A 25,772-nucleotide genomic window follows, 5' to 3' on the forward strand; every position below is an offset into this window, starting at 1 on the left:
GCTGTCATGCTTCTAAAATGCAGCATTTAGGTCATTTTTAAAATACAGCATTTACGAGCGCACCTGCGGAATCTAGGATCAAAAGATTGGAACTCCTTTGATAATTACTTTGACTTTCCTTTTATTACTGATGATTCTTTTTTTTCGTTAGAAAAAGCTATGAGTATGTACAAAGGTTTAGTACGTCAAGCTATGTACAACGACAAGATTGAGCCACGCTGGTTCCCGATTGATTGTTTTGAGGATTTAATATTAGCTGTAATTGGTAGTGATGAACAGCAAGTTACTTCACCTGTAATCAGCTTCTACGATAGTGATTTTATCCCGAAAACGGAGTGGCCGAGTTTGACAAATATGTTACTTGCTTGGGTTGAGATTCGAGAACAAAGCTTAAATGAGTATGAGCATGAATTTGCAATTGAGAAGATACATAAAAAATACAGCAAGGGCAAAAGTAAAACAGCTTAACACAGAGACAATGATTGGGCTGATTTGGGGCTGAATACTCTACTGTAACCGCTTTTATCCTAATGTCGACTTTCCCTCTATTTTCCGACATCCTGTATCTTTACACGGTTGATTATATGGTGGTACTTTTCAAAGGTGTTTAAATCACAATGCTTACTGCATTTGGGCATAGGCTTCATAGACACCTTTCACGTTGTACCAGTTGAGGAAAATTCGGGCAATTTCTAAAGCTAATTGCGGTTTACCTAAGTTAATTAGCCATTGCAATAACGGAGCCATTGTCCGTTCATTTAACGCACCATTAAGTGACAAAATTCCCCAAAGTAACCGATGCAGCCAAGTCATTTGAATCATCATTCGCACTTCCCATGTGGGATGCTTTTGATAAAATAAAACTCCCATCCGTCCGCGTTGAATTTCTTGGTCAATTAATCGGGGAATTTGTTCCAAATTAAATGCTGGATGCCAGTGATATCCTACGGCTTCTGGACATTTAATTAGTGTCAAACCTAGTTTTTTTAGCCGCACGCCTAATTCTAAATCTTCCCAGCCATAGAGTTGAAAACTAGTATCAAAAAGTCCGGCTTCATCTAACCAATGTTTGGGTATTGCTACATTTCCCGTAGCAAAAAAAGCTGCTGAAAAATCTGTGACTTTGTAGGGTTCAGCAGTTGGATTGTTGAAATTACAAGTATTAATAACTGCACCGTAAGTGAAAAAGCGATCGCTCCCCAATTTCTCTTGACCCTGCACTAGTGCGTCCGCATGAGCTTGCAAGAAATTCTTCAGCACTACTAAATCGCTATCAATAAAGATAATTGTTTCTCCCTGCGCCTGTTCTACCCCCAAATTCCGAGCCGCAGCTGGGCCAGCATGATCTTGCTCAAACCATCGCACATGGGGAAACTCTTCTTTGTGTGCTGCTAACCACTCTAATGTGCCATCAGTAGAACCATCATCTACCAAGACAATCTCGTAACCAGTAACCGAATTTGGCTGACTAAACTCCTGCACCTCCAAGGCGCGGAGGCACTTTTCTAAAATCGGTTGGCGATTATAAGTCGGTATCACAACGCTGAAAAACACAGTCTCACCCACAACATTATTTATCCATCTCCAGAATAGGACAGATGAGGCGCTGACACTGTTCCTTAGCTGATTCTGGTTAAGAAAATGTCAAAGGAAATAATTTTTATAGGTATTCCCCGACCATCTCTAATTGGTATCCGCCCGAAAATTCTCAAAGTAAGTTTATTTAACAAGGCAGAATTTATTTTGAATTATGACTTCTGACTCCTGAATTTTGTTTGATAAATCTCCATTAATCAACATATAACCTGATGTTAATTTTTGGTCATTAGATTATATGACAAACTTAAAAATTTTTGTCTAGTTATGTAACCTGAATAGCAAAAACCTTTTGTTAATAACAGGTTATTTACTGTTCAAAATATGTGGCATTTCACGTAAATAATTGATGGCTTTTTCTGTCAGTAATCAAGATTTGCCTCTACTAAATTTTTTATGTCACAACAGAGGAGAGTTTGATGTCTAAATTGAGTCGCAGACAAATTTTAGTATTTTTTGCTGGCAGTGCTGGTGCTGCTGTATTGGGAGACACAATTATAGATGGTGTTTCTAGTATTGCAGGAGCAAATAACAGGCCACTAAGCTTTACACCAGTGCGCTTACCTCATCCCTTACCGATTTATAAACAGCAGAAAAGTTTTTTGCCAACAGGAATCGGTCAGGGACAGGTAATCAATGCATCTGCAAATGCAAAGTTAAATAGCTACAACGTAGTTGATGATGTGGTAGTGCCACCAGAATATGAACGTTATGTAATTATCAGCTGGGGCGATCGCGTCTTTCCTAACAAAGATGATTATTTCGGCTACAACAACGATTATACAGGTTTTATTCCTCTGGGCAGAACCAAGGATGTCGGCTATTTGTGGGTCAATCACGAATATGTGAGTTTTCCTTTTTCTGATCTAGCACCAGAAGCCCCAGCAGATGTTAAAGGATTGCCTACCACCTTTGAATCAGTGATTGGGTGGGCTTTACCTGCGACTAGAGGTATTGAATTTGACGGCGAAGCACTATATAACTTAGGTGGATCAATTGTCCGCATCTCCCGACGTAATTCTAGTAACCGTTATGCTGTGGTTAAAGGTGATGCCAGGAATCGCCGCCTTCACGGTCTTTCTGGGTTGGGAATTAATAGCCAAAGGAGTGATGAATATAAAAATGTCACTTCTTGGGGAAGTCGTAGCCACCAAAAAGGCGATCAAAACTATCTCATCGCAACTGGCCCAGCTGCAACCCAAGTATTTAACCTCTCTTCTGATGGATTGGGTAACAAAATTATTGGCACTGGCTATAACTGTTCTGGCGGTACAACTCCTTGGGGAACGATTTTAAGTGCTGAAGAAAACTTTCAAGGAAGTATAGGATCTTTTGTCGGTGTCACGGAATCAGTTAACCTTAATGGTACTCAAACAGGTTACACCGATGGTACTACTAGTAAGACCTTCGGTTTAGTTGGCGAAAAATACGGTTGGATTGTCGAAATTGACCCCGTTAATCCGAATTTCCGCCCTCGCAAACATACTTCGTTGGGTCGTTTCCGCCATGAAAACGTTGCCATCCGTGCGGAAGCTAGAAAACCGTTAATCGCCTACATGGGTGATGATAGGCGTGGCGGACACACCTGGAAATTTGTCAGTGCAGGTGTTATTTCTTCACCAACCAGTAAAGCCAACAGTAGTTTGTGGGAAAGTGGTACGTTGTATGTCGCCCGTTACAATCCAAATGGTACGGGTCAATGGATACCGTTAAGTTTAAACAGTCCCACCAATCCCATTTCACCATCGGTGATTTCTTCTGTGGAGTTTGCTGCTTTGGGTTCGGCTCAAAGAAATGGTCTTTTACCTCTACCAAAACGTAATGGGATTGCAGGTGAAACTACAGATGGCGGTTCCCTCGCAGTCGATCGCACCAACGAAGCAGAGAGACTACCTGCTTATCAAGGTAAGAAGTTATCTGACTTCTACACTTCCCAAGGTGCTATTCTCGCTGATGCCTTCTTAGCAGCGAATTTGGCTGGCGGAACTCCCACAGCACGTCCAGAAGATATAGAAGTGCATCCGACCACCAAAGAAGTGTTCATTGCATATACTGATGGTGCGCCGGGAAGCGACGGTTATCCAGATTCGCGCATTTTCCAGGTTGCCAAGTTGAGTAAAGATGTCAACGCAACGCAACAATCTGGGGGATTATACAAGATTATTGAAGATAGTGTCGATGGTACAGGTCTAACCTTCCGTTGGCAGAGATTTGCTCAAGGTGGCGAAGCCGGATCAATTTCTGGTGCTGGTTTTGCCAATGTAGATAACCTGGTGTTCGACAATAAGGCAAATATTTGGGGGGTAACAGATATGTCTACCACCACTCACAATGGTTTTAATGTCGGTGCTGCTGGGACAGTAACTACCATCGACCACACAGCCAGTGGTAATGTTTCCAACTTCACAGGAGTTTTCGGTAATAACTGGCTATTCTACATTCCTACTACTGGGACGAATGCAGGAGAAGTAATACCCTTTGCTCATGGGCCAGTGCGTTGTGAGATGACTGGGCCAACTTTTGTAGGAGATACGCTGATTATTTCGGTACAGCATCCCGGCGAAGATAGTCCAATTAACGATGGCACGCTCCTGAGTCGTGAGATTGAATTACTCGATTTGAATGGTATTACATTCAATCAGGCTCGGACAGTGCCTCGTGGTAGTAGTTGGCCGAGTAACATCCCAACTGCTGACGGTGGAAAGAGTCAACCTAGAAGTGTTCCTAAACCATCTGTAATTGCCATTAGACGCAAGAATTGTACTGGTAATTTTACTTAAGACTATGTGTGTAGAGACGTTATTATCTAACGTCTCTAGATTGATTTTCAAAATAGGGCTATTAATTTGTCACTCCAGATAGTTTTTTCTTGCCTTTCATCCCCAACGCCATACCAGCTGCGATCGCTATACCACCAAGAGTCATTGGTTCTGGTACTGGTGTTCTCTTAGAGTAAGTTACCGTACCCACCTCTGTTGTAGACAATAAGTCAGCACTGAGAATGCTATAAAATTTTGTTCCTCCTGTATTTGGATTACTTGGATCATTTCCAATGAAAAACTGATCTTCAACTAAATAGCTCAGTCCTGACACTTTGCCATCTGTAAAGCTGACTATAGGCGATGATGGGTAATCAAAATCACTTGTCTCTGTATACTGAGTACCTAAGTAGTCAAATAAAATAGATAATCCATTGTTAACGCCTAGAGTTTCCTCACCTATACCAGTTAAGGTTAAGTCATCATACTTAAAAGAGCCGAAATATTGACCGGGGCGATCGCCAGATGTTGCATTTACAGTGAAACCATAATTAACCAAGGCAGCTTGTGTCGGTTTAGCAACAGCAGCAACCGAGATCGCAACAACAAAAGCAGCAATGCTAGTATTTTTAGCTAATTTCATCAGAAAATGCTCCAAAGCTAAAAAATGAATAATTTTGTAATTTCACTTAAATAAACTTTCAACCAATATAAGTAGGTTAAGAAATAGCAAACAAAAGATTATCTCCGTTAAATCTTTAACTTTGTTAGCTATATATAAATTTTGCCTAAACTTATTTCAAACTTTACAGCAGATTATATTGATATTTGAAGCTGACTATCAACACTTCTTACAGAGTAAACTTCTTCAGGACTTTAAATCTTTCACACTATCTTAAAGAGAACTATATCCTCCTATAGATAGCATTTTGTGATTATACACTGATAGTATAACCACTTACGCCCACGCTTCTGGATTTTGCAGCTTGAGCAACATGGACGTAGATGGATTTAGCCAACAGATAGAGCAATTGCGATCGCGGGTACGGAGAATATGGCAGCGCACTGCAACTGAACCGGACTCAGAACAAGAGCTAATGATAGTGGCTTTCGATGAACTCCAAAATGCAGTGGAAGAACTATTGGCTGCCTCCGAAGAGTTAGAGGTAACAAGAGCGGTAGCAGAGAAAGAACGTCAGCGTTACCAAGAATTATTCGATTTTGCACCAGATGGTTACTTGGTAACTAATACGGTAGGGAAGATCCTAGAGGCTAACTATGCAGCAGCAACTATGCTCTGTGTGCGCCAAAAATATCTGCTAGGTAAACCATTAACTGTGTTTATTGCTCAACAAGACCGCCAGATATTTAGCTCCCTGATAAATAATTCGCAGCAGATGCAGGACTGCGTAATTTACCTAAAGCCACGGTTAAGTACACCTTTTCCTGCCAGTATCAGGGTATCTCCAGTATATGACTCACAAGACAAGTTGTTAAGCTGGCGTTGGTTGCTGCGTAATATCAGCGAAGCTAAAAAAGCTGAAGAACAAGCGGCAAAACACACAGCAGAACTGGCAAAAGCAAATCAGCAATTGCTGAGTGAAATTACAGAGCGTAAACGAGCCAAGTCACAACTGCTGCATCTTGCCTTTCACGATCTACTAACGGGTCTCCCAAACCGCGCTTTATTTATGAACCGCTTAAAACTTGCGGTCAATTATTCCAAACGGCATTCAGATTATTTATTTGCTGTCTTGTTTGTAGACCTAGATCGCTTCAAGTTGATCAACGACAGCCTGGGACACACATTTGGAGATGAATTACTGCTTACCGTTGCTCAAAGGCTTCAAGAATGCTTGCGCTCTATAGATATAGCTGCACGGCTGGGAGGAGATGAGTTTATCATCTTGCTGGGGGGAATTAAAGATGTAGTAGAAGTGATAGGGGTTGTTGAGCGAATACAAAAGGAACTGGCACTTCCGGTAATTCTAGGTGGACAAGAAGTTTCTATTACAGCCAGTATTGGCATTGCCTTAAGCACAACAGGTTGTGAACAACCAGAAGACTTCTTGCGTGATGCCGATATTGCCATGTACCGAGCTAAGACACAAGGCAGGGCGTGCTATGAGATTTTTAATACTGACATGCATCTTCAAGCAATGACACACTTGCAGTTGGTTAACGAACTGCGCCGAGCCATTGAGCTTCAAGAGTTTCGGATTTATTATCAACCGATAGTGTCACTCAGTCGCGGCAGGATAATTGGTTTTGAAGCGCTTGTACGCTGGCTACATCCAAAACACGGCATTGTTTTGCCAGAGTATTTCATGTCAACTGCCCAAGAAACTGGGCTAATCATCCTTATTGAGCAGTGGGTCTTGCATGAGGCATGTAGTCAGATACAGCAGTGGCAAGAGCAATTATCCTCTGTCTCTGGGGATCTGGATAAGTTGCCCTTGAGCATTAGTGTCAATGTTTGTAGTAGAAGGTTCAGTGAAGAAAACTTGCTGTCGCAGATCAATAAAGTCCTAGAAGACACAAGAATAGACGCAGCGAGTTTGACGCTGGAGATTACAGAAAGCGTAATTATGGAAAACAACGATAAAGCCATCATCAGGCTAAAGCAACTGAGAAATTTAGGAATTAAGTTGGCAATTGACGACTTCGGTACGGGCTATTCCTCATTGGGTCGTCTCCACGACTTTCCAATTAATCAGTTGAAGATAGACCGCTCATTTGTTAGCCGGGACATTATTGATTATGAAAATTTAGATATTGTTGAGACAATTATTACATTGGCACACAAATTAGGTGTGGATGTGACCGCCGAAGGGGTGGAGACAGAAGAGCAACTAGCACTGTTGAGAAAGTTGAACTGCGAATATGGGCAGGGATATTTTTTCTCCCATCCATTAGATAGCTCGCAGGCGGCGGAATTAATTCTGACAAATCCTCAGTGGTGATGGGTCTAGGATACGTTAAGGAATTTTTTGAGTTATTTGTCATAGTCAAGATTAAAGCTAAATTGGTTCACAATTCTGGAATGGGAATTTGATGCTGTGTATTTACCTGATGAACAGAACCAATTCTATAACTTACTTTTATGAAATCTCTCACACCAGAAATCATTAGGGCTATAACACCGATGTTTATGGCAACTATTGGAGCGGTTATTGGTGTTGCTGTTTTAGTCTCGCCAAAGATCAATGATGCCAAATGGTCTGCTGGACTTGGACTTGCAGGAACAGCGATCGCAGGTGCTGCTGGATTAGCTCAAAATAGCAAAAATGAGCCGGACTTTTCAGTAAAGAAGCGGGGAGACAACTTTGAAGTGGAAACTCCAGCTTCTGAGTCAACTAACCGAGATTAGGTGTTGCAGCTACGGGTAAGTGGTGGTCTCCTGGGAGATTGAGATGAAGAAAATATACCTGGGTTAGTTCAGATATAATAATGACTCATTCTTTGTTGTCCTAACTGGAGAAATTAATGGGTCGCGCCAAAAAGGTTGTCCTGGCATATTCTGGCGGAGTGGATACCTCCGTTTGCATCCCCTACCTCAAACAGGAGTGGGGTGTGGAAGAGGTGATTACCCTAGCAGCAGATTTAGGTCAGGGAGATGAATTAGAGCCAGTTCGAGAAAAAGCTCTCAAATCCGGTGCAAGTGAATCCCTCGTGGCAGATGTTAAAGACAGTTTCGTTAAAGATTACGCCTTTGGAGCAATTCAAGCTAACGCTCTTTATGAAAATCGTTATCCTCTAGGAACTGCCCTTGCTCGTCCATTGATTGCCAAGGTATTAGTAGAAACAGCCGAAAAATATGGTGCTGATGCGATCGCTCACGGTTGCACTGGCAAAGGTAACGATCAGGTTCGCTTTGATGTCTCTGTAACCGCCCTGAACCCCAACCTGAAGATTCTTGCACCAGCCAGAGAATGGGGCATGAGTCGTGAGGAAACGATCGCTTATGGGGAAAAGTTTGGTATCCCCTCACCAGTCAAAAAATCTTCTCCCTACAGTATTGACAAGAATTTGCTTGGTCGTAGTATTGAAGCTGGTTTACTCGAAGATCCCTCGTTTGAGCCACCAGAAGAAATTTATGAGATGACCAAAGCGATCGCTGACACTCCCAATGAGCCAGAGTACATCGAAATTGGTTTCCAAGCTGGTATTCCTACTACCCTCAACGGTATAGCTAAAAAGCCAGTTGAGCTAATTGAAGAACTCACTCAGGTAGCAGGAAATCACGGCATCGGTCGAATTGATATGATTGAAAACCGCCTAGTAGGCATCAAATCACGGGAAATCTACGAATCACCCGCGATGTTGGTGCTAATTCAGGCACATAGAGATTTGGAAAGCTTGACTTTAACGGCAGATGTTACCCATTACAAGCGCGGCATTGAAGAAACTTACAGCCAAATCGTTTACAACGGTTTATGGTACAGTCCACTCAAAGTTGCACTTGATGCCTTTATTGAAAAGACACAAGAGCGAGTCTCTGGAACTGTACGAGTAAAGTTGTTCAAGGGCAACTCTACGATCGTTGGGCGTTCGAGCGATAATTCCCTGTATACTCCCGATTTGGCAACCTACGGAGCCGAAGACCAATTCGATCACAAAGCTGCTGAAGGCTTTATCTACGTTTGGGGACTACCAACTCGCATTTGGTCAAAGCAAGTTAGAGGTTAGGAAAATGAGGAGATGAGGGAAAATTTTCTCCCTCATCTCCCACTTCTTTTTCCTTACTCTTCTGCTGCCCCCTTAACTTGGCGAGACTCTAACCACAGGGGCACAAAAATTAAGGCAGCAAGGATCAGTAACGCTGCGATCGCAAATTGACCCACCCAAGCAACCAATTGTTCTAAAGAGACAACTTTCCCTGCAAAAAAAGCTAATGTCACCATCAAACTAGCCCAAGCAACTGCTCCTAAAAAGTTGTATAAAAAGAATTTTCCAAAGGGCATTTCAGCTATACCAGCTAGTGGTGCAGCAAAAACTCGTAACAATGCCAAAAAACGTCCAAAAAATACACCTTTAGCAGCATTCTGACTAAATTGCTCTTTAATATTCAGCAGCCGCACTTCCGAAATCCGAAATATGCTACCAACTTTTACCAGAAAAGCCCAACCGCTAAGTCTACCAATCCAGTAGCCACAAGTGCCACCAATGACAGCACCCATAATTGCGTCACCGAGAACCAGCCAGAAATTTAGTTCATCGCTGCCAGCTAGAAACCCGCCTACTAAGGTCACGGTTTCACCAGGAAGGGGAATGCCTAAATTTTCTAGCAAAATTCCCAAAAAGATTGCCCAATACCCGTATGTATGGGCGACTTCCTGGATATTTTCTAGTGAAATCAGCTCTAAAGACATCCCGCACCGCCGTCTTTACAAATTTTTACTATTTACTATATCTTTGCTTGTTTTTGGGTGGGGTGTCAATCAAACCACTACATTCAGTCATTAAGTCATTAGTTTAATTCTGCATAATCCATAACTTATAGTCTATGGTCACTATTAATTTTTGACTATTGACTATGCAAATTTTTTAAGTTAATACCATAAATTCGTATTTTTTTAACAGGAAAAATTAAAAATTTATATAAAATTTATAAAATTCTGAGAAAACTATGAAAATTTTGTAAAAGATACGATTGATACCGAAATTCTTAGGCCCTTATGCCTATATTTATGAAAGTTATCACAAATTATACGGCATGAATACTGAAATAATCTCTCTCAACTTTAGGACTGCAATTCCCCAAATATCTGGGTAAAACAGTCATTTTGTCGTTGAAAGAGCAGAGGTATTGATGTCTTTTTTCAGTTTTTTGTCAATTGTTCCAATTACCCTCTTAAAATTCATGGCTCTTACACAAGAATTTCAAGTGATTTTGTTTAAACCCCAAGGAAGCATAGATTTAGAAGGCGGTAATGCTTTGAGTGAACAGATGGCTGGAGTAGTGCCTCAAGCTCATCAACTCTGGGTTATTGACCTAGCAGAGGTTAATTTCATGGACAGTTCTGGGTTAGTTCCTTTAGTAAAAGGGTTAAAAGCTGCACGTCAGAGTGGTTGCCGCTTGGTTTTATGCAATGTGCAAGCTCCTGTACGGTTAATTTTGGAACTTACCCAACTTGATACAGTGTTTGAAATTTTCAAAACTTACGAAGACATTTTTACTACCGTCGAAGATAATAGTCTGGTGCTAGCGGACTAATTAACAAATCTACCTTTAGAAGGATGGTATAGTCAAGCGATATTTGTATTTTTTCACATTCTTTTAAGATAACAGTCTGGTGCTAGCAGGCTGATTTTCCTTTTTGTCTAGAGAAGAATGTTGAGTAAACTCATGATTTTGAGCTAGGTAGTATGAATGACACATTCATTCATCTGCTTGTTTTTGTCTAGCTAAGAGGATGTTTGAAAAGTATTGTTGCTAGATCAAAACATCAAAAACCTAACCTCCTTGGCCCTGATTCCCTTGTCGGGAAAGGGGATTTCAAAGCCTCTACGTGTTTCGGAAGAGAAATGGAAGTTTGGTTTTGCTATAGTCTACGACTTTTCAAACATCCTCTAAAGCAGGAAATAACCAAAAGTCAAAGCAAATGCAATTCTTTGTAACACTCCCCAGCCTTTTAAAAACAGGGCTTTTCAAATTACTGTAAACTACTTGTTCTAAAGTAGAGCGGCGTAAATAATTAAAGGTAATGTACTCCTTTGGGGATCTTGCTATATGTAGCGTTTTGTAGGTAGGGCGAAGCCGCTCACTACAAATTAGTCTCAATATTTCTACATTACTTAATCTACTTTGATTTATTTTTGCCTACTTACTTGTATCTGAACATAACTAGTGCAAGGAAGCAGGAGGTAAGAAAGGTCAGGATATTAACTTTTGCGTTATTTCTAACTCTATAGTTATTTTTGCCTTGATGTACTACTTGGATGTCTCCAAGATCCTTTGCTGCACCAATTTCTTACCTCTGAGATTCCACCACAATGGAAATTTTACACATTCTGGGGAGTCGAAATATTAGTTTCTTCGGATGCTGGGCGGGGAAAATTTGGCAAATCAATACCACTGTGACTAGAATTGCGAGTTTTGAGTGCTAAACGGTAACTCACACTTTGCAGTTCTGCTTGCAGTTGGCGGTTTTCCCGTTGTAGCATTGCTACCTTTTCTCTGACTGGTGTCATCCGCTCCTCAAACTTCCGACGGTAAATTTGAGGTAACTCTTGTACTACTTGCTCTAACATCCGAGTGCGATCAGTGAGTTCTTGAACTGACTGTCGCAATTGATAAATTTCGGAGTCACGAGTTGTAATTTGCTCTTGGTAGAACGCCACCTGCTGTTCCACAGCTTGGAGTTGTTCTTGCAAAGCGTGTAACTGGGTCAAATCGCGCTCAACCTCCGGCTGCTGGGGCATAAAACTAGTATTTCCCTTTACCAGCCGGAAGAGTTCTTGAGATAGCTGCTGCACTAATTGATCGCGAAGTTGCAACTCTTGGCGTAGCTGCGATACTTCCGTAGAGAGAACTTGAATATTAGGTGTATCAGATTGGCTCACAGTAGCTTAAAGCTCCCATTCAGAATCTTGTCCACTCTTAGGTATAACTGCGGGAGTACTACCTTTGGCAAGTATTTGTTAATTTAGCATTCCCAAACTAGTTACAAGATCAGAAAAAGACAAAATTTTATTGAATGGGATTGGGAATTGGAAAGAGGCTGAGGGGAAAACTTTCCTCTCTTGCTCCCTGCTCCCCCTGCTCCCTAAGCTGTTGCTGTTGTAGCTACTTTGGTGGGCTTTTCCTTTTCCTCTTTAGGGGGTTTTTCCTCTGCAATTTCTTGCTTAACTGTCAAATAGCGAATCACTTCTTCACTCAAACGCATAGCACGTTCAAAGGGAGCGATCGCAGTTGCAGGCGCACTGTAGTTTAACTGAATGTAGATGCCATCGCGGTGTTTTTTGATTTCATAAGCCAGACGCCGCTTACCACGATTTTGAATTTGGATATCTTCAGCGCCTTGATCGCGCAGCAAATTCTGATATTTCGTAACTGCTTGCTCTACCTGTTCCTCTCCCAGATCGGGACGGAGGATGTACATTGTTTCGTAATTTGTAGTCATATTCTTCAGTTTCCTCATGGACAAAAGTGGCTGCTGATATTAATCTATACCTAATTTTTATTTAAAATGCCAGTATTAATCAACATCTGAAGCAACAAGGAACTATAATCTTACCAGTTTTCAATTTGTTTCATCAGCCAAATCGCCAAAATTGGGATTTTTTGGATGTCCCTTATAATTCTAGGTCGGGAGGCAACCGCAATATTTCTTTCGCAAGATTGATCGAGCTATCAGCTTCGCTAAGGAGTATCTTTCTCTAAGGGCATCTATAGCGATCGCTTTTTTGCTCAAGGCTCAATCTGGTTGGCTAAACAGCTAACTGATGATTGCTACCTGTTCACAGCAACTAAAAAGCAGATAAAAGGATATTTATCAAGGTTATGGCGCAGCGCTACGTGCGAATTCAAAATCCAGAAGGACAGATTTACTATGGGTTACTACAGCTATCCCTAAATGTGCAGGTGCTAGATGCTCCGCCCTGGTTACATGGACAACCCACTGATTTAATTTTCACACCAGAAAATTACCAAATTCTGGCTCCCTGCGCTCCCTCAAAAATTGTGGCGGTGGGTAAGAATTATGCAGATCATGCAGCCGAAATGGGAACTCCAGTACCTTCTGAGCCATTAATCTTTCTCAAGCCACCTACGTCGATCATTCCATCTGAGAAGGAAATTAAGTATCCTCCCCAGTCACAAAGAGTTGACTACGAAGGAGAGTTAGCATTAGTGATTGGCGATTATGCCTTTGAATGCACACCAGAGGTAGCCCAAACCAAAATTTGGGGCTACACGATCGCTAATGACGTAACAGCACGAGATTTACAAAAAAAGGATGGTCAGTGGACACGGGCCAAAGGTTTTGATACTTTCTGTCCCTTGGGTCCTTGGATTGTGCGGGAATTAAATCCAGGAGCGAGATTGCAGACTTTTGTAAATGACGACGCTAATCCAGCCCAATCTGCTTGTATCGATCAGATGGTGTTTTCCCCCGATGTTCTAGTTTCTTATATCAGTCAGGTGATGACGTTATTACCCGGTGATTTGGTGCTTACAGGTACGCCGGAAGGTGTTAATCCATTGCATCCAGGCGATCGCGTCCGCGTGGAAATTGAAGGTATTGGTCGCCTGGAAAACACCGTAGCGTCGCGTTAACTTCTAACGCACTTGCATATACACTGCATCGGAAATCGCCGGAATTTCCGCATAACGTCCACTCACAGACAGGATGACTGAATATGCGGCTGCTCCTACTATGCCGATAAAAATAGTTGTGGATAGGGTTTGGATTGCAAAACCACCAGAAGGAACTAGTCCCACAACATCAGTCAGAATGCTAAACAAAAAGATAATGATGTCCAAAAGGATTGCTTGCATGGTGTTGAAACGAATAAAGTGACTAATTTTTTCGTTTCTCACTACTAGCAAAAATAAAGCAAAGAAAATAATCATTCCTGCATAACGCACGCCGTAGTAAATTCTCAACAATGGCAGAAGCGGCAGAAACAGCAGTTGTAATGGTGGAAACTCTGAGAGCAAATATCTACCAAATACAAAAACCTCAATTAGAGGAAGCAAATAAGGCAAGGAAGCAAAAATCCGATCTGAAACCGTTGTAGACCCGCGCCAAGACATTATGCGTTCTCCTGTGGTTAAATTTCTATAGTTACTTGAGCTTAGGATAACGCAGTTGCTAGGTCTTGCTGACAAATTCAACTATTCTATATGGGCAATGCGAAAGCCCATCATGCACTCATACTGGTCTGGCTGCTGTTGAGTAAGTTTGCGAATGGCTTGACCACAGCGCAGTTGACCGCCACGCCAACGGGGTTGACCGCTCCCGTCAGCGAGTAAACAAGACTGACAAACTTGCTCAGGGGCAAGGATTTGATCGTCCATTAAAATGACTAGCATCGAATCCCTCCTGTAAATCCTCATTGTCACCCACATTTCACTCACAAGAGGATAAGCTTTGTAGCGGATAAAGCCGCTTCAGGTAGATTGGATGCGTTTGCGCGATTAAGTGTTGTGATTGGCGATGGGCTTTGCGCCCACCTTGGGCGATCGCAGAGTACACTTAAGAGCCACATCCGTACCTCTTTGTAGCAAAAATGTGGGCAATTCCGATTCAATAAATATTGTCAAGTGAATCTTAATTTATTCTACGTTGTGTATATTGGAAATTGGAGATTTTAGTAAAAAATAATACAAAAATATTTGCACTAAGTTGAGCAAACACAACTAACGGTATCCATTGCTTGTCTGTTAATTTAGCACTGGAGAGCGTTAAACTTGATATTCAGAAAACAACAAAAGCTTTACGCACAAGCAACATGGCGACCATTTGAAATTTGCTTGATGTGACTAGTGAAAGTGCGAGAAGTCAAGTCACTAAAACTAAGTTAAATTGATAGCCATTTAAGTGATGCATTTCTAAAATACTGAGGTAAACTTGCAAGCAAGTTAATACACAATATTACTCAGCAACTCGTCGGTCTGGGCATGACTCACAATGGAACACTGGCAATTTCTGATACAGGAACAAGGCGCTCGCTCGTGGCATATTCTAGAATCGCCAAATTTGGAAATTTTGGAAGGGCACTATAGAGTTTTGGCTCGTTCTAACCTTCCTAATACAGACGTGGAAGTACGGGTAACTCACTCTTCAACCGAGGAAGTTCAACCAACGCGGCGAATTTTCAAGCGATCGCGTCGTACTAACTCAGAAGGCTTAATGGCGGTAATTCCTTTTACCTACTTCCAACCGGGAGTTTGGGAGTTGCGGTGTTCCGGCGATTTGATGTCGGATCTGCTCGGTAAATCTTGGCAATACAGCGTGCAAGTGCAAGTCTTCTCGCTGTTAGCAAAAAGAGAGCCGAGGAAAAATTTAGGATCGAGTTCACCCAATGATCGCCTAGATACTGTTTCTGAAAACTTGGAATCTAATGCCTCAGCAGAAACTGAAATTGAGTTAGATAGAGCGATCGCAGTTTCTGAAGAACTGGCAATTACTACAGACAGCAACCTTGCTACCACTGTTGTGCCAGATAAAACGGAAGAAGATGAAGATATAGTTATCGAGCAGCCTGTGAGTCCTGTGTGGCTCAAAGGAGAGACGGCAGAGCAGATTTTACAAAATTTAATAGATTTAGCTTTACCCGCCTCTGAACTGTTGCTCAAAGATGAAAAGGTTACAGACTCTTCGGCAACACAACTACCGCCACCATTACTGCTAACTTTAAGTCAGGATAATTATATTGCTCGTTGGGGACAAGCTCTTATAATCAACGGGTACATAGAATTCCAAGAAAAGACAAATCTAGATTGGGATGAAACATCATCTCCAAAAAGCTTGCGGGCGCTTGAAGTAGAAATTGAACTGCGATCGCCCAAAAACTCGGAAATCTTGACCCAAGTACGGCAACCTTTACCAGATCAAGAGTTGCCCTTCACCATCAATACCTCAATTGATATTCCTGCTGACTGTGAATCTAAGTTAATTTTGGCAGATATCAGTTTGTATGGTAAATTCGCCGATGCTGGTGAAGTCATCCGGTTAGCCAGCCAGTCCTTCACTATTACAGCAGATGTAACAGAATTACTGGCAATCACAGCCGCAGCAAAATCCAACATATTTTTAAATGACCTCATAACACCATCGGACTCATCTGCTGCTTTCACAGAAACAGAGACACCTGTTAGGCTCGATTTGAAACTATTAAATCTGGTCAAAACTCCAAAAACAGACCAGTCTCAGATAGTTAATCCATCCCCAAATACACCTCTACCACCGCAAATTAACCTGCAAGTTCTGCGAGAAGCTAACTTGCGGACATCTAAGCTCAAGAATTCAAGTATTTCGTTGCCTCAATTACCGAAACTGCCCCCTATTCAAAATGATGCCAACATTCCCTCAGATGTTGTTGCAGAACCACAGACACCGGAGGAGCTTGTAGAAAAGGATGCTACTATAGCCACCATCAATTTAGAGCAGTTGGTCATCAAGCAACGTCGAATGCCAATAATCGAGACTACTTTGCCATACTTGAAACGGCTACAAGCTTCACCAAATGATGCCGAAGAAAAAGTAGAAAATAATGTTCCTCCAGATACATTGGAAGTTAAAACGGTTGAAGACTTACCAAAATTGGACGCAGCTGTAGCTGAAGATGAAAATATACCTGAATTAGTAGATGACGCACAATTCCAGGAAAAATCTGTTGCTGAAGTCGAAGCCTCACAAAATTCGCAACAGGAGGAATCTGTTGCTGAAGTACTAGCCCCGCAAAACGCACAATTCCAGGAAGAATCTGTTATTGAAGTAGTAGCTTTGCAAAACGCACAATTCCAGGAAGAATCTATTACTGAAGTAATAGCCCCGCAAAACGCACAATTAATTACAACAGGAAACCTTTATTCATCTCCCCTGCTCAGGAAGTGGATGCAGAGCCAAGGATACTCCTTGCCTGAATCTATCAACCAGGTGCAACCTCAAGATTACAATAACTATGTTCCACCGCAACAGATACCCCTTCCTCCTAGTACAGAAAATGCGAATGTTGATGTTAACTTGCCATTAGACCTAGATGTTAACAGGGAGAATAATCTGAACGAAGATTGGAGCAGTTCATCACTTCTTTTGACTGAAACGCGCCAAGGACAAGAAACATGGTCAGAAGTCGAAGGGTTGGCTCCTGAACTGGAGAACTTTGGGGAAGATATAGACACAGCGCGGGAAGTGGAACTAGGGATTAGAGAAAATACGGAAATAGAAAAATTACTAGAAGAACCAACAATCTCATCGGTGTTAACACAAGTACCGCCCCCTCCTCCTCCAATAAAAATAAATATAGCGTCAGCTTGGTTGGCGCAAGAAATCGTTGTAGATGATACAGATAGCGAACTGGAAGGCGATACAACTGGGAGTTATACCTTTGAAGAAAAGGAGCAACCACTGTTATATTCATCTTCTTCCTTGCCTATAATTGCAGCAGCCACCGAGCCTTTGCCAACTCCACAGTTGCATGTGCCAGAAGGCGAACTAATCGCTGGCAAGTTTATCATAGTGCGCGTAGTACTGCCTGAAGTCCCTCCGCAAGTTGTTGTCAAGTTATGGCTTGAAGATTGTCAAACTCGCTGGTTACTAGATGGGCCGCATTTATTGACAAATTTACTACCTAATGCATCAGGTAGGTTAGAAGTGATAACGCAATTAAACATTCCCTTTGGCTGTTTGGAAATTCGCTTGGAAGCGATCGCACTCGATCTAACAACCCAGCAGGAGAGTCACAAAGTCACAATAGTGCGAACCGTGATTCCTCCAGACTTGCCAAACTTGCAGCTAGATGAACTCCTGGGTATGTGAGGTGGTACAGGAAGGTTTTGGTAAAGGTTGAAGTTGGAGTCAAAAAAATTATGGAGGGCTGCAATGAGTGGGTTTTGGAATTATACTTGCTGCATTCATTGAAGATATTCTTCCCAGTTCATGATAACTGTCACTGAATTCACTCATAAAGATTTTAAATTAAAAGGTTCAGGGGCGGTAGTGCGTAGCTTGCGACCTTAAGTATCACTGATTTCCCTGTTCAGCTAAAGGTAGAAGTCTCAGCACTCTCAAAACTGAACAATCAATTTAGACAGACTTAACAATCTAGCAGACAACAGCGAAAAGCTTACATTATCAAGTCTTATGGTTGGACTGGTTGAGAAAATGATGGATTATATGGGAAATAGGCGATCGCGGCCCCATATCTTTCCCTGTGTTAAAAATATGAAAGAATTTCAAAAATTTGGCAGAATTTGCAGTAAGCTCATCTTGAATTGTAGTGTGATTTCATAGGAACCTTTAACTATGGCAGCATCTTTTTTGCCTACTGTCTTGGCTAGTACTTCGTACTTGTCTGCGATCTTCGTGCCCATAATTGGTTGGATTTTGCCAGGTGTGGTCTTCGCGTCTCTGTTTTTATACATTGAAAGCGACGATATCAGCGATATCAACTGATACTGATGTAGTCATTAGTCATTAGTCATTAGTCATTTGCAAAAAATAAATGACAAAGGACAAAGGACAAAGGATAAATGACCAAAATTAATACCGCCCATCTCATAGAGACAGGCGGTTTTTTTAACGTTGATTTCTCAACAAATGCTAGAAAAATTCTAACTTATAGTATTCGGTTCAAACTAACTAATGTTAAATCGAAGAACCGAGTCCGGCGTAGGCACCATAAAAGAAAATGCCCAAGACTGTAATTATACCTAAACCTGCGATCGTAGCGACGACCCACAGGGGAATTCTCCCACTTCCAGACACAGCTTCTCTCCTCCCTTAACAACAAATCAACACACGTTCATAAACCAAGATTAACAACAGTACTTCTAATTAGTTAAAGAAGTAACTGGAAAACAGAATACCCAGAACGAAAATTAGTAGTAATCCCAGGTATAACGAAGTCCGGTTTAGTTCAACCGGTTGATTATTGGGATTGGGCGATCTTTCTACCATAATTGCTCCTAACGTTGAATAAATTGCATTGCGGCGATCGCGCCCAAAAAGAATACAGTTGGTACACCTAAGGTGTGTACTGCCAGCCATCTAACGGTAAAAATTGGATAGGTAACTGGTTGATTGATGTTGTTTCCGCTAGTCATGATTTCAAACTACTTTCCAATAAATTCTTCAACTTGTTTTTTAGCTTCAAAACGGTTCTTCACAATGGGCACTTCTTGGCGTGCTGGTGTGAAATACTCGTTGGGGCGGGGTGTGCCAAAGGCATCATAAGCCAGCCCGGTGCTGACAAATAGCCAACCAGCAATAAATAATGCTGGGATGGTGATGCTGTGAATTACCCAGTAACGAACGCTAGTAATGATGTCCGAAAACGGACGTTCTCCAGTGGTACCTGACATTTAGCTCCCTACCTTATACATAGAGTGTTATTGAGTTTATTATCCTACAAAGTTAAGAAAGAGTTACAAGTTGCAAAGTTCTTCTCAGAAATAGGTATTGGGTATTGGGTACTGGGCATTGAGAAAACTCTTACCTAGTCCCTAGTCCCCAGCGATGCACTGAGCGGCTTGCCCTGAGCGGAGCCGTTGGCGCAGCCTCTCGTAGAGAAGGGATTCGAAGTGTCCCCAGTCCCCATTAAGCTGCCTCTGGCGAAGTTGTTTCAGGGTTTGGTAGATATTTGAGCAAAACGCCGCGATCGCCAATTATAAATCCCCGTTCTGGCTCTAAGAACACAATCTTATACAAATTAGCAGCAATTTCTTCCACTGCACGGTCTTTTTCCCACGTTTTGCCACCATCGGGACTGCGTAGTAAATTACCGCTACCGCCACCTATCCAAATTTCATCGGGTGTGCGATATGCCAAATCCAGTAAACCCCAACTGGTCGATAACTCTGGATATTTTGCCTCTTGCCATGCTTCAGGTTTAGTTGGGTCACTAAATTGAATTTGACCTCCCCTAGCTAGTAACCACAATTGCCCATTGTCAGCAAAACCCATGTTTTCTACCCGCCGTGAACTATTGCGGTTATGGGGAACCCAAGCATCTTGTCCCGGTTCCCAAGTCGAGTAGAAACTACCCTTGGCGGAAACGGCAACATATTTGCCATCGGGAGAACGTTCTAAGTTACGCACCACACCAACTGCTGATTCCACTTGGGCTTTCCAGTTTTTGCCGCCATCTTTGGTCTTATATATGGCTCCTACATCAGTAGCCATCTCAGCTGTATTATCTGCTAGTGCCTTAACTGCGATCGGACTACCTGGTAGCTTTTCGCTCAGGGGAATACGCGACCAAGAAGCACCTTCATCAGTAGTGTGCAGCAACAGTCCAGGCTCTCCGGCAATCCAGCCTTCTTTTCCTGCAAAACTTACTGAGTCAAAACGATACTTTTGCTCATCCAGTTGCAGTGTTATTGGTTTCCAGGTATCACCACCGTCATTGGTTTCCAAGAGGGTGGCATTGCTACCTACTAAGTAGCCATGCTCAGGGTTATTAGTAAAAGCAATATCCAGGAGATTCGAGTCTGTTGGCACAGAAATGACTTTCCAAGGGTTGTAACTAACAGAGGGAATTTTGCTACAACCTATACACATGAGGACTACTATCAACAAAGTAGCTATTCGTTGCCAACCTTTCACAATTGAATGCATTAGTATTTCTTAACTTGTTTCTAAATTTCTGTAGCTGTTCTCTAAAAGGTTTACTGATACTTTTTTGCTAACATTTGCTAACAAATACATAAGTTGAGCAGATCAATCTCAACTAAGCTGTATCAATCGATGCATAAAAACAAGTTCTATGCACTCTTACTTGTTTGCTTCTAGCGTGATTCTTGCTTTGAGAAGCAACATATTTGCTATTACTTGCTGTAACACCTCAGAGGCAACTTATCAGTAAGTATAGAGGTTGCTTGACGTTACAGATTCTCACCTGAATCTTTGATATTTTATCAGAGAATACACTGTTAATCAATGTAAAAAAGTGAGCATTTTTAGCTTAATTAAAAGCTTTAGGAAATAAGCAAAACAACATACGTGTGTGATTATAATCACACAACCAATAATGAAAATCTCTTTCCCTACTCACTATTCTCTGTTTCTGAGATAACGGCTGTTATTGTAAGCCGTAGAGACTGATAAAAAACAAGAAGCCAAGAGCCAAAGCACCAAAAATTAGGATATTCTTTTGGGTTGGCGTTAGGTTGTTGACACCCAAACCGTAACCGAGATTTTCTTTGAAGCCGGATGCAGTACCCGCAGGGCCGATATTGGCAAAAGCGGTTTTTTTAGCACTACAAACTGGACAGCGCCAATTTACGGGCAGTTCTGCAAAGGATGTCCCTGAAGGAATATCATCCTTGTCGTCTCCCTTCTCAGGTTCGTAAACATAACCGCAGGCGCGACACTCGTAGCGGTCTAACACTGTAGTCTCAACAGCTGGTTCGCTCATGGCTAGGGCCTCGCAGAGGAGAAATCTGAAATATACGTTACAAATTATGACATAATTGTTAGGCTTTTCTATCACTATCAAAAGCTAATTAAATACTTGAAGTGTATCTGTTTCCCAGATTTCAGAAAAACCAAACAGATATAATGTAAAAGAAAGTTACGCAGTTAGGGGATTGGGCATTGGGCATTGGGCATTGGGCATTGGTTAAAAATCAATAGTTATTCTCCCCCTGCTTCCCCTGCTCCCTCATCTCCCCACTCCCCACTTCAATTACACCTTAAGCGGTAGATACTCATTGTGTTTGTTCTCAGTGGTTACGAGTACCTTCTAGGCTTCTTCATAGTCTGTAGCCTAGTTCCTGCCTTAGCGCTCTCAGCTTCCAAGCTCTTACGACCCAGTGGTTACAGCCCAGAACGGCACACCACTTATGAATCTGGTATGGAACCCATCGGGGGAGCCTGGATTCAGTTCAACATCCGCTACTACATGTTTGCTTTGGTCTTTGTCGTCTTTGATGTGGAGACTGTATTCTTGTATCCTTGGGCGGTAGCTTTCCACCGTTTGGGGCTATTAGCATTTATTGAAGCACTAGTCTTTATTGCAATTCTTGTAGTCGCTTTAGTTTACGCATGGCGTAAAGGAGCTTTGGAATGGTCTTGAATTCTAACTTAACAACCCAGGGTAAAGAACGAATCATCAACCCCATTGAGCGGACTACAATCACTCAAGACCTTTCAGAAAACGTCATTTTGACGACGGTTGATGATCTCTACGACTGGGCACGGCTTTCTAGTCTGTGGCCGTTATTATTTGGTACTGCTTGTTGCTTTATTGAGTTTGCAGCTTTAATTGGTTCCCGATTTGACTTTGACCGTTTTGGGCTGATTCCCCGTTCTAGCCCCCGCCAAGCCGATTTAATTATTACGGCAGGGACTATTACGATGAAGATGGCTCCCCAACTGGTGCGTCTTTATGAACAAATGCCAGAGCCGAAGTATGTAATTGCGATGGGTGCTTGCACAATTACTGGCGGGATGTTCAGCGTTGATTCTCCTACGGCAGTGCGCGGAGTCGATAAACTGATTCCTGTGGATGTGTATTTGCCTGGTTGTCCTCCCCGTCCCGAAGCAATTATTGACGCAATCATTAAGCTACGGAAGAAAATCTCCAATGAATCGATGCAAGAGCGGCATAAAATTAAGCAAACCCACCGCTACTACAGCACGACTCATAACTTGAAGCCAGTAGATGAAATCTTAACTGGTAAGTATTTGCAGTCAGAAACTCGCTCTGCACCACCGAAGGAATTGGCGGAAGCGATTGGTATGCCAATACCACCTGCACTGCTGACAGAAAAGGCACAAAAGGAGGAACAAACCCGTGGCTGAAGAAGAATCTAAACCAGTACCAGCAGCGAAAGAAGAGGCATTGGTACAAGCGGGTAAAGTTTCCCAGTGGTTGACGGAAAATGGCTTTGACCATGAGTTTTTAGCACCGGATAAGAATGGTGTAGAGATAATTAAGGTGGCGGCAGATTTCTTGCTTCCTACAGCTACAGCCCTTTATGCTTACGGGTTTAATTATCTCCAGTGTCAAGGCGGTATTGACCTTGGCCCAGGACAGGAATTGGTGAGTATGTATCACTTGATTAAAGTCGGTGATAATAGCGATCGCCCCGAAGAAGTTCGAGTTAAAGTGTTCTTACCACGGGAAAATCCTGTAGTGCCTTCTGTGTACTGGATTTGGAAGAGCGCAGATTGGCAAGAGCGCGAGTCTTACGATATGTTCGGCATTATCTATGAAGGACACCCAAATCTCAAACGGCTTTTGATGCCGGAAGATTGGGTGGGTTGGCCTTTACGGAAGGATTACATCTCGCCTGATTTTTATGAGTTGCAGGACGCTTATTAGAGATTGCTAAATGAGACGCGATGAATCGTGTCTGTACAATTTAGTGCTGAGTTTCAACAGTGATTAACCCCTTTCCGGTGGCGGAGAGGGGTTATGTTTTTGGCGTTTTTATATTAAAGTTGGTTGACAAAATTTGCTGTAATTCATTGACTGTATTTACAGTTTTAATTGCCTGTTAATCAGAAGCTATATTGAAATATTTTAATCTTAATAATTAGTCCAGTTCTAACTTTGAAAAAGTCGGGACTGAGAAATAAATCTCAGTCCCGATAAAAAAGCGGGCTAACCGCTATTTATATGGTTAACCCGTGCAGCTTTGGGAACGCGCAGAGAAATTGTTATTGCAATACCAACTTCACATTGGCGTTTTGCAGACCGCGCTGTTTCACTTCAGCCAAAGTTTTGTTAACGGCATACTTTTGGTTGATTGAGTTGATCAACTCGGTTTGGTTGTGCTTCTTAGCAACGCCCCACAAATCAGCGATTAGGTCAAAAGAACCATCGCCATTGCGAGACCAGCCGAGGTCATATTCGCCTTCCAACACGGCAACGATGTCAGAACGGACACGCTGACCGTTATAACCACGGACATCAGCTTCAGTCTTTACGCTGATACCGAGGTCGCGCAAGGAAGCCTTGAGGATTTCGGCATCGGTGATTTTGGTACGCAGGGTGCTAAAGTGAGACATTTGGGTTTCCTCCAATGAGAAGATTGAGAAAAACGACAACGGTTTGTTTTGGGCGAAGCCGCGCTTAACAGGATGCGGCTTTTCTTATAACTGCTAACATTTTCTGCTAGCCTTTCCCCCTGGGATGGCAGAGGAAAGCTTTTAAAACTCCATTCGCTGATATTCAGCTACGGAGGATGCTGCGGGGCGTGCGCGCTGTCTGGCCCAATCTCTTAGAGCCGTTACTTGTTCTTGCATCGTTCGAGACAGCGGCAATGTTGCCTTTAGTGCAGCAATAATATCTAGTTGGGTGAACTCCCGATCTTGGGCAAAAGCTTCATACATTGCCGCAACGATCGCTTGCTCAATTTCTGCCCCAGAAAAACCATCAGACATCTTGGCTAGTTGCTCAAGATCGAATCTAGAGATGTCTTCACGGCGCTTGGTCAGATGAATATTAAAAATTTGTTGCCGTTCTTCCGGTGTTGGCAGATCGACAAAGAAAATTTCATCAAAGCGTCCTTTCCTCAAGAACTCGCCAGGTAAGCGTTCTACTCGGTTGGCTGTTGCCATCACGAACACTGGTGATTTCTTATCTTGCATCCATGTAAGGAAAGAGCCGAAGATTCTACTAGAAGTACCCCCATCAGAATCAGAGGAACCTCCACTACCAGCAAAGGATTTATCTAATTCATCGATAAACAAAATCGCTGGGGAAATAGATTCTGCTGTTTTCAGAGCGTTTCGCAGATTTGCCTCACTTCGTCCCACCATTGAGCCGTCGTAGACTCGCCCCATATCCAACCGCAACAGTGGTAAACCCCACAGCCGGGAAGTAGTTTTGGCAATTAATGACTTACCGCAACCAGGAACTCCTAGAATCAACATCCCTTTTGGTTGAGGCAAACCATACTCTCTTGCTCTTTCTGTGAAAGCGTTAGAGCGTTGCTTGAGCCATCTTTTTAACTCTTCTAAGCCACCTACAGCATCAATGGTCTCATCTTCCTCAATGTATTCTAAGATTCCATTGCGCCGAATTAGTTGCTTTTTCTCAGATAAAACGATATCTACTTCATCTTCCGTCAAACGCCCTGTAGTTACCTGTGCCTTACGGTAGACTTTTTCAGCTTCATCTTTAGTTAGACCTAAAGCGGCTCTGAGAAGTTTTTCTCTGGCTTCTGTTGTCAGTCGGCGACCACGATTTTGGTCTATATGGTGACTTAAGACTTTGTTCAACTCTGCCATATCTGGCAATGTAAAGTCGAGAACGACAACTTCTTTTTCCAGTTCTATAGGTACTTGTTGCATTGGAGACATCAATATGATGTTCTTCTGCATACCTTTGAAACTAGCGATCGCATCACGTAACGATCTGTTAGTCGCAGGCGCATCTATAAAGGGATGTAAATCTTTAAGAATAAATATACTTGGTTCTTTCTGCCGAATTATCCACTCAATCGCCGCCTCTGGAGACACGGTATTGTGTTGGGTAACATTCCGAGGTTGACCATACTCTACAATCCCGTGTGTTACTGTCCAAACAAATACTCGACGCTGAGGTTTTAACTCTGACTGGGCGATTGTGGAAATTGCTTGCTCGGCCCGCTCTTCCTCGGAGGTCACAAGGTAGATTAAAGGGTATTGAGCTTGAATTAGGATCTTGAGCTCTTGGTTCATACTTCGACCTACTTGAGACCTTATAGAGACAGTAGAGACATTGCTTCTGGTAAAGACAACCGAATCATTAATA

The 25,772-nt window shown here is 42.4% G+C and carries 27 protein-coding genes; 12 read left to right on the plus strand and 15 right to left on the minus strand.

Going from position 1 to position 25,772, the window contains the following annotated elements:
• Nucleotides 1–159 precede the first annotated feature (159 nt).
• Nucleotides 160–468, plus strand: a complete 309-nt coding sequence (locus RMX98_RS26870) for a hypothetical protein (RefSeq protein WP_322682084.1) — start codon at nucleotides 160–162, stop codon at nucleotides 466–468.
• Between the two features lie 153 nt (nucleotides 469–621).
• Here the strand turns inward: RMX98_RS26870 and RMX98_RS26875 are convergent, their stop codons facing one another.
• Nucleotides 622–1,554 carry a glycosyltransferase family 2 protein gene (locus tag RMX98_RS26875; protein WP_322682083.1) on the minus strand — a complete coding sequence of 311 codons (933 nt, stop codon included), beginning with the start codon at nucleotides 1,552–1,554 and terminating at the stop codon, nucleotides 622–624.
• 461 nt (nucleotides 1,555–2,015) lie between these two features.
• Here RMX98_RS26875 and RMX98_RS26880 point away from each other — a divergent pair, with 461 nt between their 5' ends.
• Nucleotides 2,016–4,376, plus strand: coding sequence for a PhoX family phosphatase (locus RMX98_RS26880; RefSeq protein ID WP_322682082.1), 2,361 nt, complete (start codon nucleotides 2,016–2,018; stop codon nucleotides 4,374–4,376).
• Nucleotides 4,377–4,437: 61 nt separating this feature from the next.
• Here RMX98_RS26880 and RMX98_RS26885 read toward each other — a convergent pair whose 3' ends face one another.
• On the minus strand, nucleotides 4,438–4,998 hold the full coding sequence (locus RMX98_RS26885) for a PEP-CTERM sorting domain-containing protein (RefSeq protein ID WP_322682081.1): 561 nt from the start codon (nucleotides 4,996–4,998) through the stop codon (nucleotides 4,438–4,440).
• 352 nt (nucleotides 4,999–5,350) lie between these two features.
• Between RMX98_RS26885 and RMX98_RS26890 the strand changes: the two genes are divergently transcribed.
• The 3 genes from RMX98_RS26890 (at nucleotide 5,351) to RMX98_RS26900 (ending at nucleotide 9,044) form a co-directional block, all read left to right on the plus strand.
• Entirely contained in the window at nucleotides 5,351–7,318 is a 1,968-nt protein-coding gene (locus tag RMX98_RS26890) for an EAL domain-containing protein (protein ID WP_322682080.1), read from the plus strand.
• A gap of 140 nt (nucleotides 7,319–7,458) precedes the next feature.
• Complete coding sequence (locus tag RMX98_RS26895) at nucleotides 7,459–7,725, plus strand: hypothetical protein (RefSeq protein WP_322682079.1); 267 nt, start codon at nucleotides 7,459–7,461, stop codon at nucleotides 7,723–7,725.
• 116 nt (nucleotides 7,726–7,841) lie between these two features.
• The gene (locus RMX98_RS26900) at nucleotides 7,842–9,044 is read left to right on the plus strand and encodes an argininosuccinate synthase (RefSeq protein WP_322682078.1); all 1,203 of its coding nucleotides are present in this window, start codon (nucleotides 7,842–7,844) and stop codon (nucleotides 9,042–9,044) included.
• Between the two features lie 53 nt (nucleotides 9,045–9,097).
• Here the strand turns inward: RMX98_RS26900 and RMX98_RS26905 are convergent, their stop codons facing one another.
• Nucleotides 9,098–9,727, minus strand: coding sequence for a DedA family protein (locus tag RMX98_RS26905; RefSeq protein WP_322682077.1), 630 nt, complete (start codon nucleotides 9,725–9,727; stop codon nucleotides 9,098–9,100).
• 491 nt (nucleotides 9,728–10,218) lie between these two features.
• On the opposite strand from RMX98_RS26905, the gene RMX98_RS26910 reads away from it, so the two are divergent.
• Nucleotides 10,219–10,572 (plus strand): STAS domain-containing protein, encoded by a 354-nt coding sequence (locus RMX98_RS26910; protein ID WP_322682076.1) that lies wholly within the window; start codon nucleotides 10,219–10,221, stop codon nucleotides 10,570–10,572.
• A 788-nt stretch (nucleotides 10,573–11,360) separates the two neighbouring features.
• Here the strand turns inward: RMX98_RS26910 and RMX98_RS26915 are convergent.
• Both RMX98_RS26915 and rpsF read right to left on the minus strand, forming a co-directional pair.
• Nucleotides 11,361–11,921: an Npun_F5560 family protein gene (locus RMX98_RS26915; protein WP_322682075.1), complete on the minus strand. Its 561-nt coding sequence runs from the start codon at nucleotides 11,919–11,921 to the stop codon at nucleotides 11,361–11,363.
• 203 nt (nucleotides 11,922–12,124) lie between these two features.
• Entirely contained in the window at nucleotides 12,125–12,481 is a 357-nt protein-coding gene (gene rpsF, locus RMX98_RS26920; protein WP_322682074.1) for a 30S ribosomal protein S6, read from the minus strand.
• Nucleotides 12,482–12,861: 380 nt separating this feature from the next.
• Here rpsF and RMX98_RS26925 point away from each other — a divergent pair, with 380 nt between their 5' ends.
• Nucleotides 12,862–13,635: a fumarylacetoacetate hydrolase family protein gene (locus RMX98_RS26925; protein ID WP_322682073.1), complete on the plus strand. Its 774-nt coding sequence runs from the start codon at nucleotides 12,862–12,864 to the stop codon at nucleotides 13,633–13,635.
• Between the two features lie 3 nt (nucleotides 13,636–13,638).
• Here the strand turns inward: RMX98_RS26925 and RMX98_RS26930 are convergent, their stop codons facing one another.
• Both RMX98_RS26930 and RMX98_RS26935 read right to left on the minus strand, forming a co-directional pair.
• A complete protein-coding gene (locus tag RMX98_RS26930) occupies nucleotides 13,639–14,115 on the minus strand; it encodes a Tic20 family protein (RefSeq protein ID WP_322682072.1) in 477 nt (158 codons plus the stop codon).
• Between the two features lie 81 nt (nucleotides 14,116–14,196).
• On the minus strand, nucleotides 14,197–14,394 hold the full coding sequence (locus RMX98_RS26935; protein ID WP_179065660.1) for a hypothetical protein: 198 nt from the start codon (nucleotides 14,392–14,394) through the stop codon (nucleotides 14,197–14,199).
• A gap of 598 nt (nucleotides 14,395–14,992) precedes the next feature.
• Here RMX98_RS26935 and RMX98_RS26940 point away from each other — a divergent pair.
• Together RMX98_RS26940 and psaI are read left to right on the plus strand one after the other, a co-directional pair.
• Nucleotides 14,993–17,845: a hypothetical protein gene (locus RMX98_RS26940; protein ID WP_409881597.1), complete on the plus strand. Its 2,853-nt coding sequence runs from the start codon at nucleotides 14,993–14,995 to the stop codon at nucleotides 17,843–17,845.
• Nucleotides 17,846–18,331: 486 nt separating this feature from the next.
• Entirely contained in the window at nucleotides 18,332–18,481 is a 150-nt protein-coding gene (gene psaI / locus RMX98_RS26945) for a photosystem I reaction center subunit VIII (RefSeq protein ID WP_322682070.1), read from the plus strand.
• Nucleotides 18,482–18,673: 192 nt separating this feature from the next.
• Here psaI and RMX98_RS26950 read toward each other — a convergent pair whose 3' ends face one another.
• From RMX98_RS26950 to RMX98_RS26975, 6 genes are all read right to left on the minus strand, one after another.
• Nucleotides 18,674–18,793: a photosystem II reaction center protein J gene (locus RMX98_RS26950; RefSeq protein WP_012411803.1), complete on the minus strand. Its 120-nt coding sequence runs from the start codon at nucleotides 18,791–18,793 to the stop codon at nucleotides 18,674–18,676.
• Nucleotides 18,794–18,862: 69 nt separating this feature from the next.
• A complete protein-coding gene (locus RMX98_RS26955) occupies nucleotides 18,863–18,985 on the minus strand; it encodes a photosystem II reaction center protein L (RefSeq protein WP_015127970.1) in 123 nt (40 codons plus the stop codon).
• A gap of 8 nt (nucleotides 18,986–18,993) precedes the next feature.
• Nucleotides 18,994–19,131, minus strand: coding sequence for a cytochrome b559 subunit beta (gene psbF / locus RMX98_RS26960; RefSeq protein WP_015115279.1), 138 nt, complete (start codon nucleotides 19,129–19,131; stop codon nucleotides 18,994–18,996).
• Nucleotides 19,132–19,140: 9 nt separating this feature from the next.
• Nucleotides 19,141–19,389: a cytochrome b559 subunit alpha gene (gene psbE, locus RMX98_RS26965; RefSeq protein WP_094348030.1), complete on the minus strand. Its 249-nt coding sequence runs from the start codon at nucleotides 19,387–19,389 to the stop codon at nucleotides 19,141–19,143.
• A gap of 235 nt (nucleotides 19,390–19,624) precedes the next feature.
• Nucleotides 19,625–20,644, minus strand: a complete 1,020-nt coding sequence (locus RMX98_RS26970) for a photosynthesis system II assembly factor Ycf48 (RefSeq protein WP_322682069.1) — start codon at nucleotides 20,642–20,644, stop codon at nucleotides 19,625–19,627.
• Between the two features lie 463 nt (nucleotides 20,645–21,107).
• Nucleotides 21,108–21,443, minus strand: coding sequence for a rubredoxin (locus tag RMX98_RS26975; protein WP_100899268.1), 336 nt, complete (start codon nucleotides 21,441–21,443; stop codon nucleotides 21,108–21,110).
• Between the two features lie 297 nt (nucleotides 21,444–21,740).
• Between RMX98_RS26975 and ndhC the strand changes: the two genes are divergently transcribed.
• Genes ndhC through RMX98_RS26990 form a run of 3 tightly spaced genes read left to right on the plus strand, consistent with a single transcriptional unit; the run spans nucleotide 21,741 to nucleotide 23,354 of the window.
• Nucleotides 21,741–22,103 carry a photosynthetic/respiratory NAD(P)H-quinone oxidoreductase subunit C gene (ndhC, locus tag RMX98_RS26980; protein ID WP_100899269.1) on the plus strand — a complete coding sequence of 121 codons (363 nt, stop codon included), beginning with the start codon at nucleotides 21,741–21,743 and terminating at the stop codon, nucleotides 22,101–22,103.
• On the plus strand, nucleotides 22,094–22,831 hold the full coding sequence (gene ndhK, locus RMX98_RS26985) for a photosynthetic/respiratory NAD(P)H-quinone oxidoreductase subunit K (RefSeq protein ID WP_322682068.1): 738 nt from the start codon (nucleotides 22,094–22,096) through the stop codon (nucleotides 22,829–22,831). The genes ndhC and ndhK overlap by 10 nt, the downstream gene beginning before the upstream one ends.
• The gene (locus RMX98_RS26990; RefSeq protein ID WP_322682067.1) at nucleotides 22,824–23,354 is read left to right on the plus strand and encodes an NAD(P)H-quinone oxidoreductase subunit J; all 531 of its coding nucleotides are present in this window, start codon (nucleotides 22,824–22,826) and stop codon (nucleotides 23,352–23,354) included. Before ndhK ends, RMX98_RS26990 begins: the two co-directional genes overlap by 8 nt.
• Before the next feature lie 338 nt (nucleotides 23,355–23,692).
• Here RMX98_RS26990 and RMX98_RS26995 read toward each other — a convergent pair whose 3' ends face one another.
• Together RMX98_RS26995 and RMX98_RS27000 are read right to left on the minus strand one after the other, a co-directional pair.
• Nucleotides 23,693–24,043 (minus strand): DUF1257 domain-containing protein, encoded by a 351-nt coding sequence (locus RMX98_RS26995; protein WP_094350625.1) that lies wholly within the window; start codon nucleotides 24,041–24,043, stop codon nucleotides 23,693–23,695.
• Between the two features lie 141 nt (nucleotides 24,044–24,184).
• Nucleotides 24,185–25,699, minus strand: coding sequence for an AAA family ATPase (locus RMX98_RS27000; protein WP_322682066.1), 1,515 nt, complete (start codon nucleotides 25,697–25,699; stop codon nucleotides 24,185–24,187).
• Nucleotides 25,700–25,772 lie beyond the last annotated feature (73 nt).

Origin of the sequence: Nostoc sp. DedQUE02, assembly GCF_034531035.1 — a bacterium.
Classification (GTDB): Bacteria; Cyanobacteriota; Cyanobacteriia; order Cyanobacteriales; family Nostocaceae; genus Nostoc.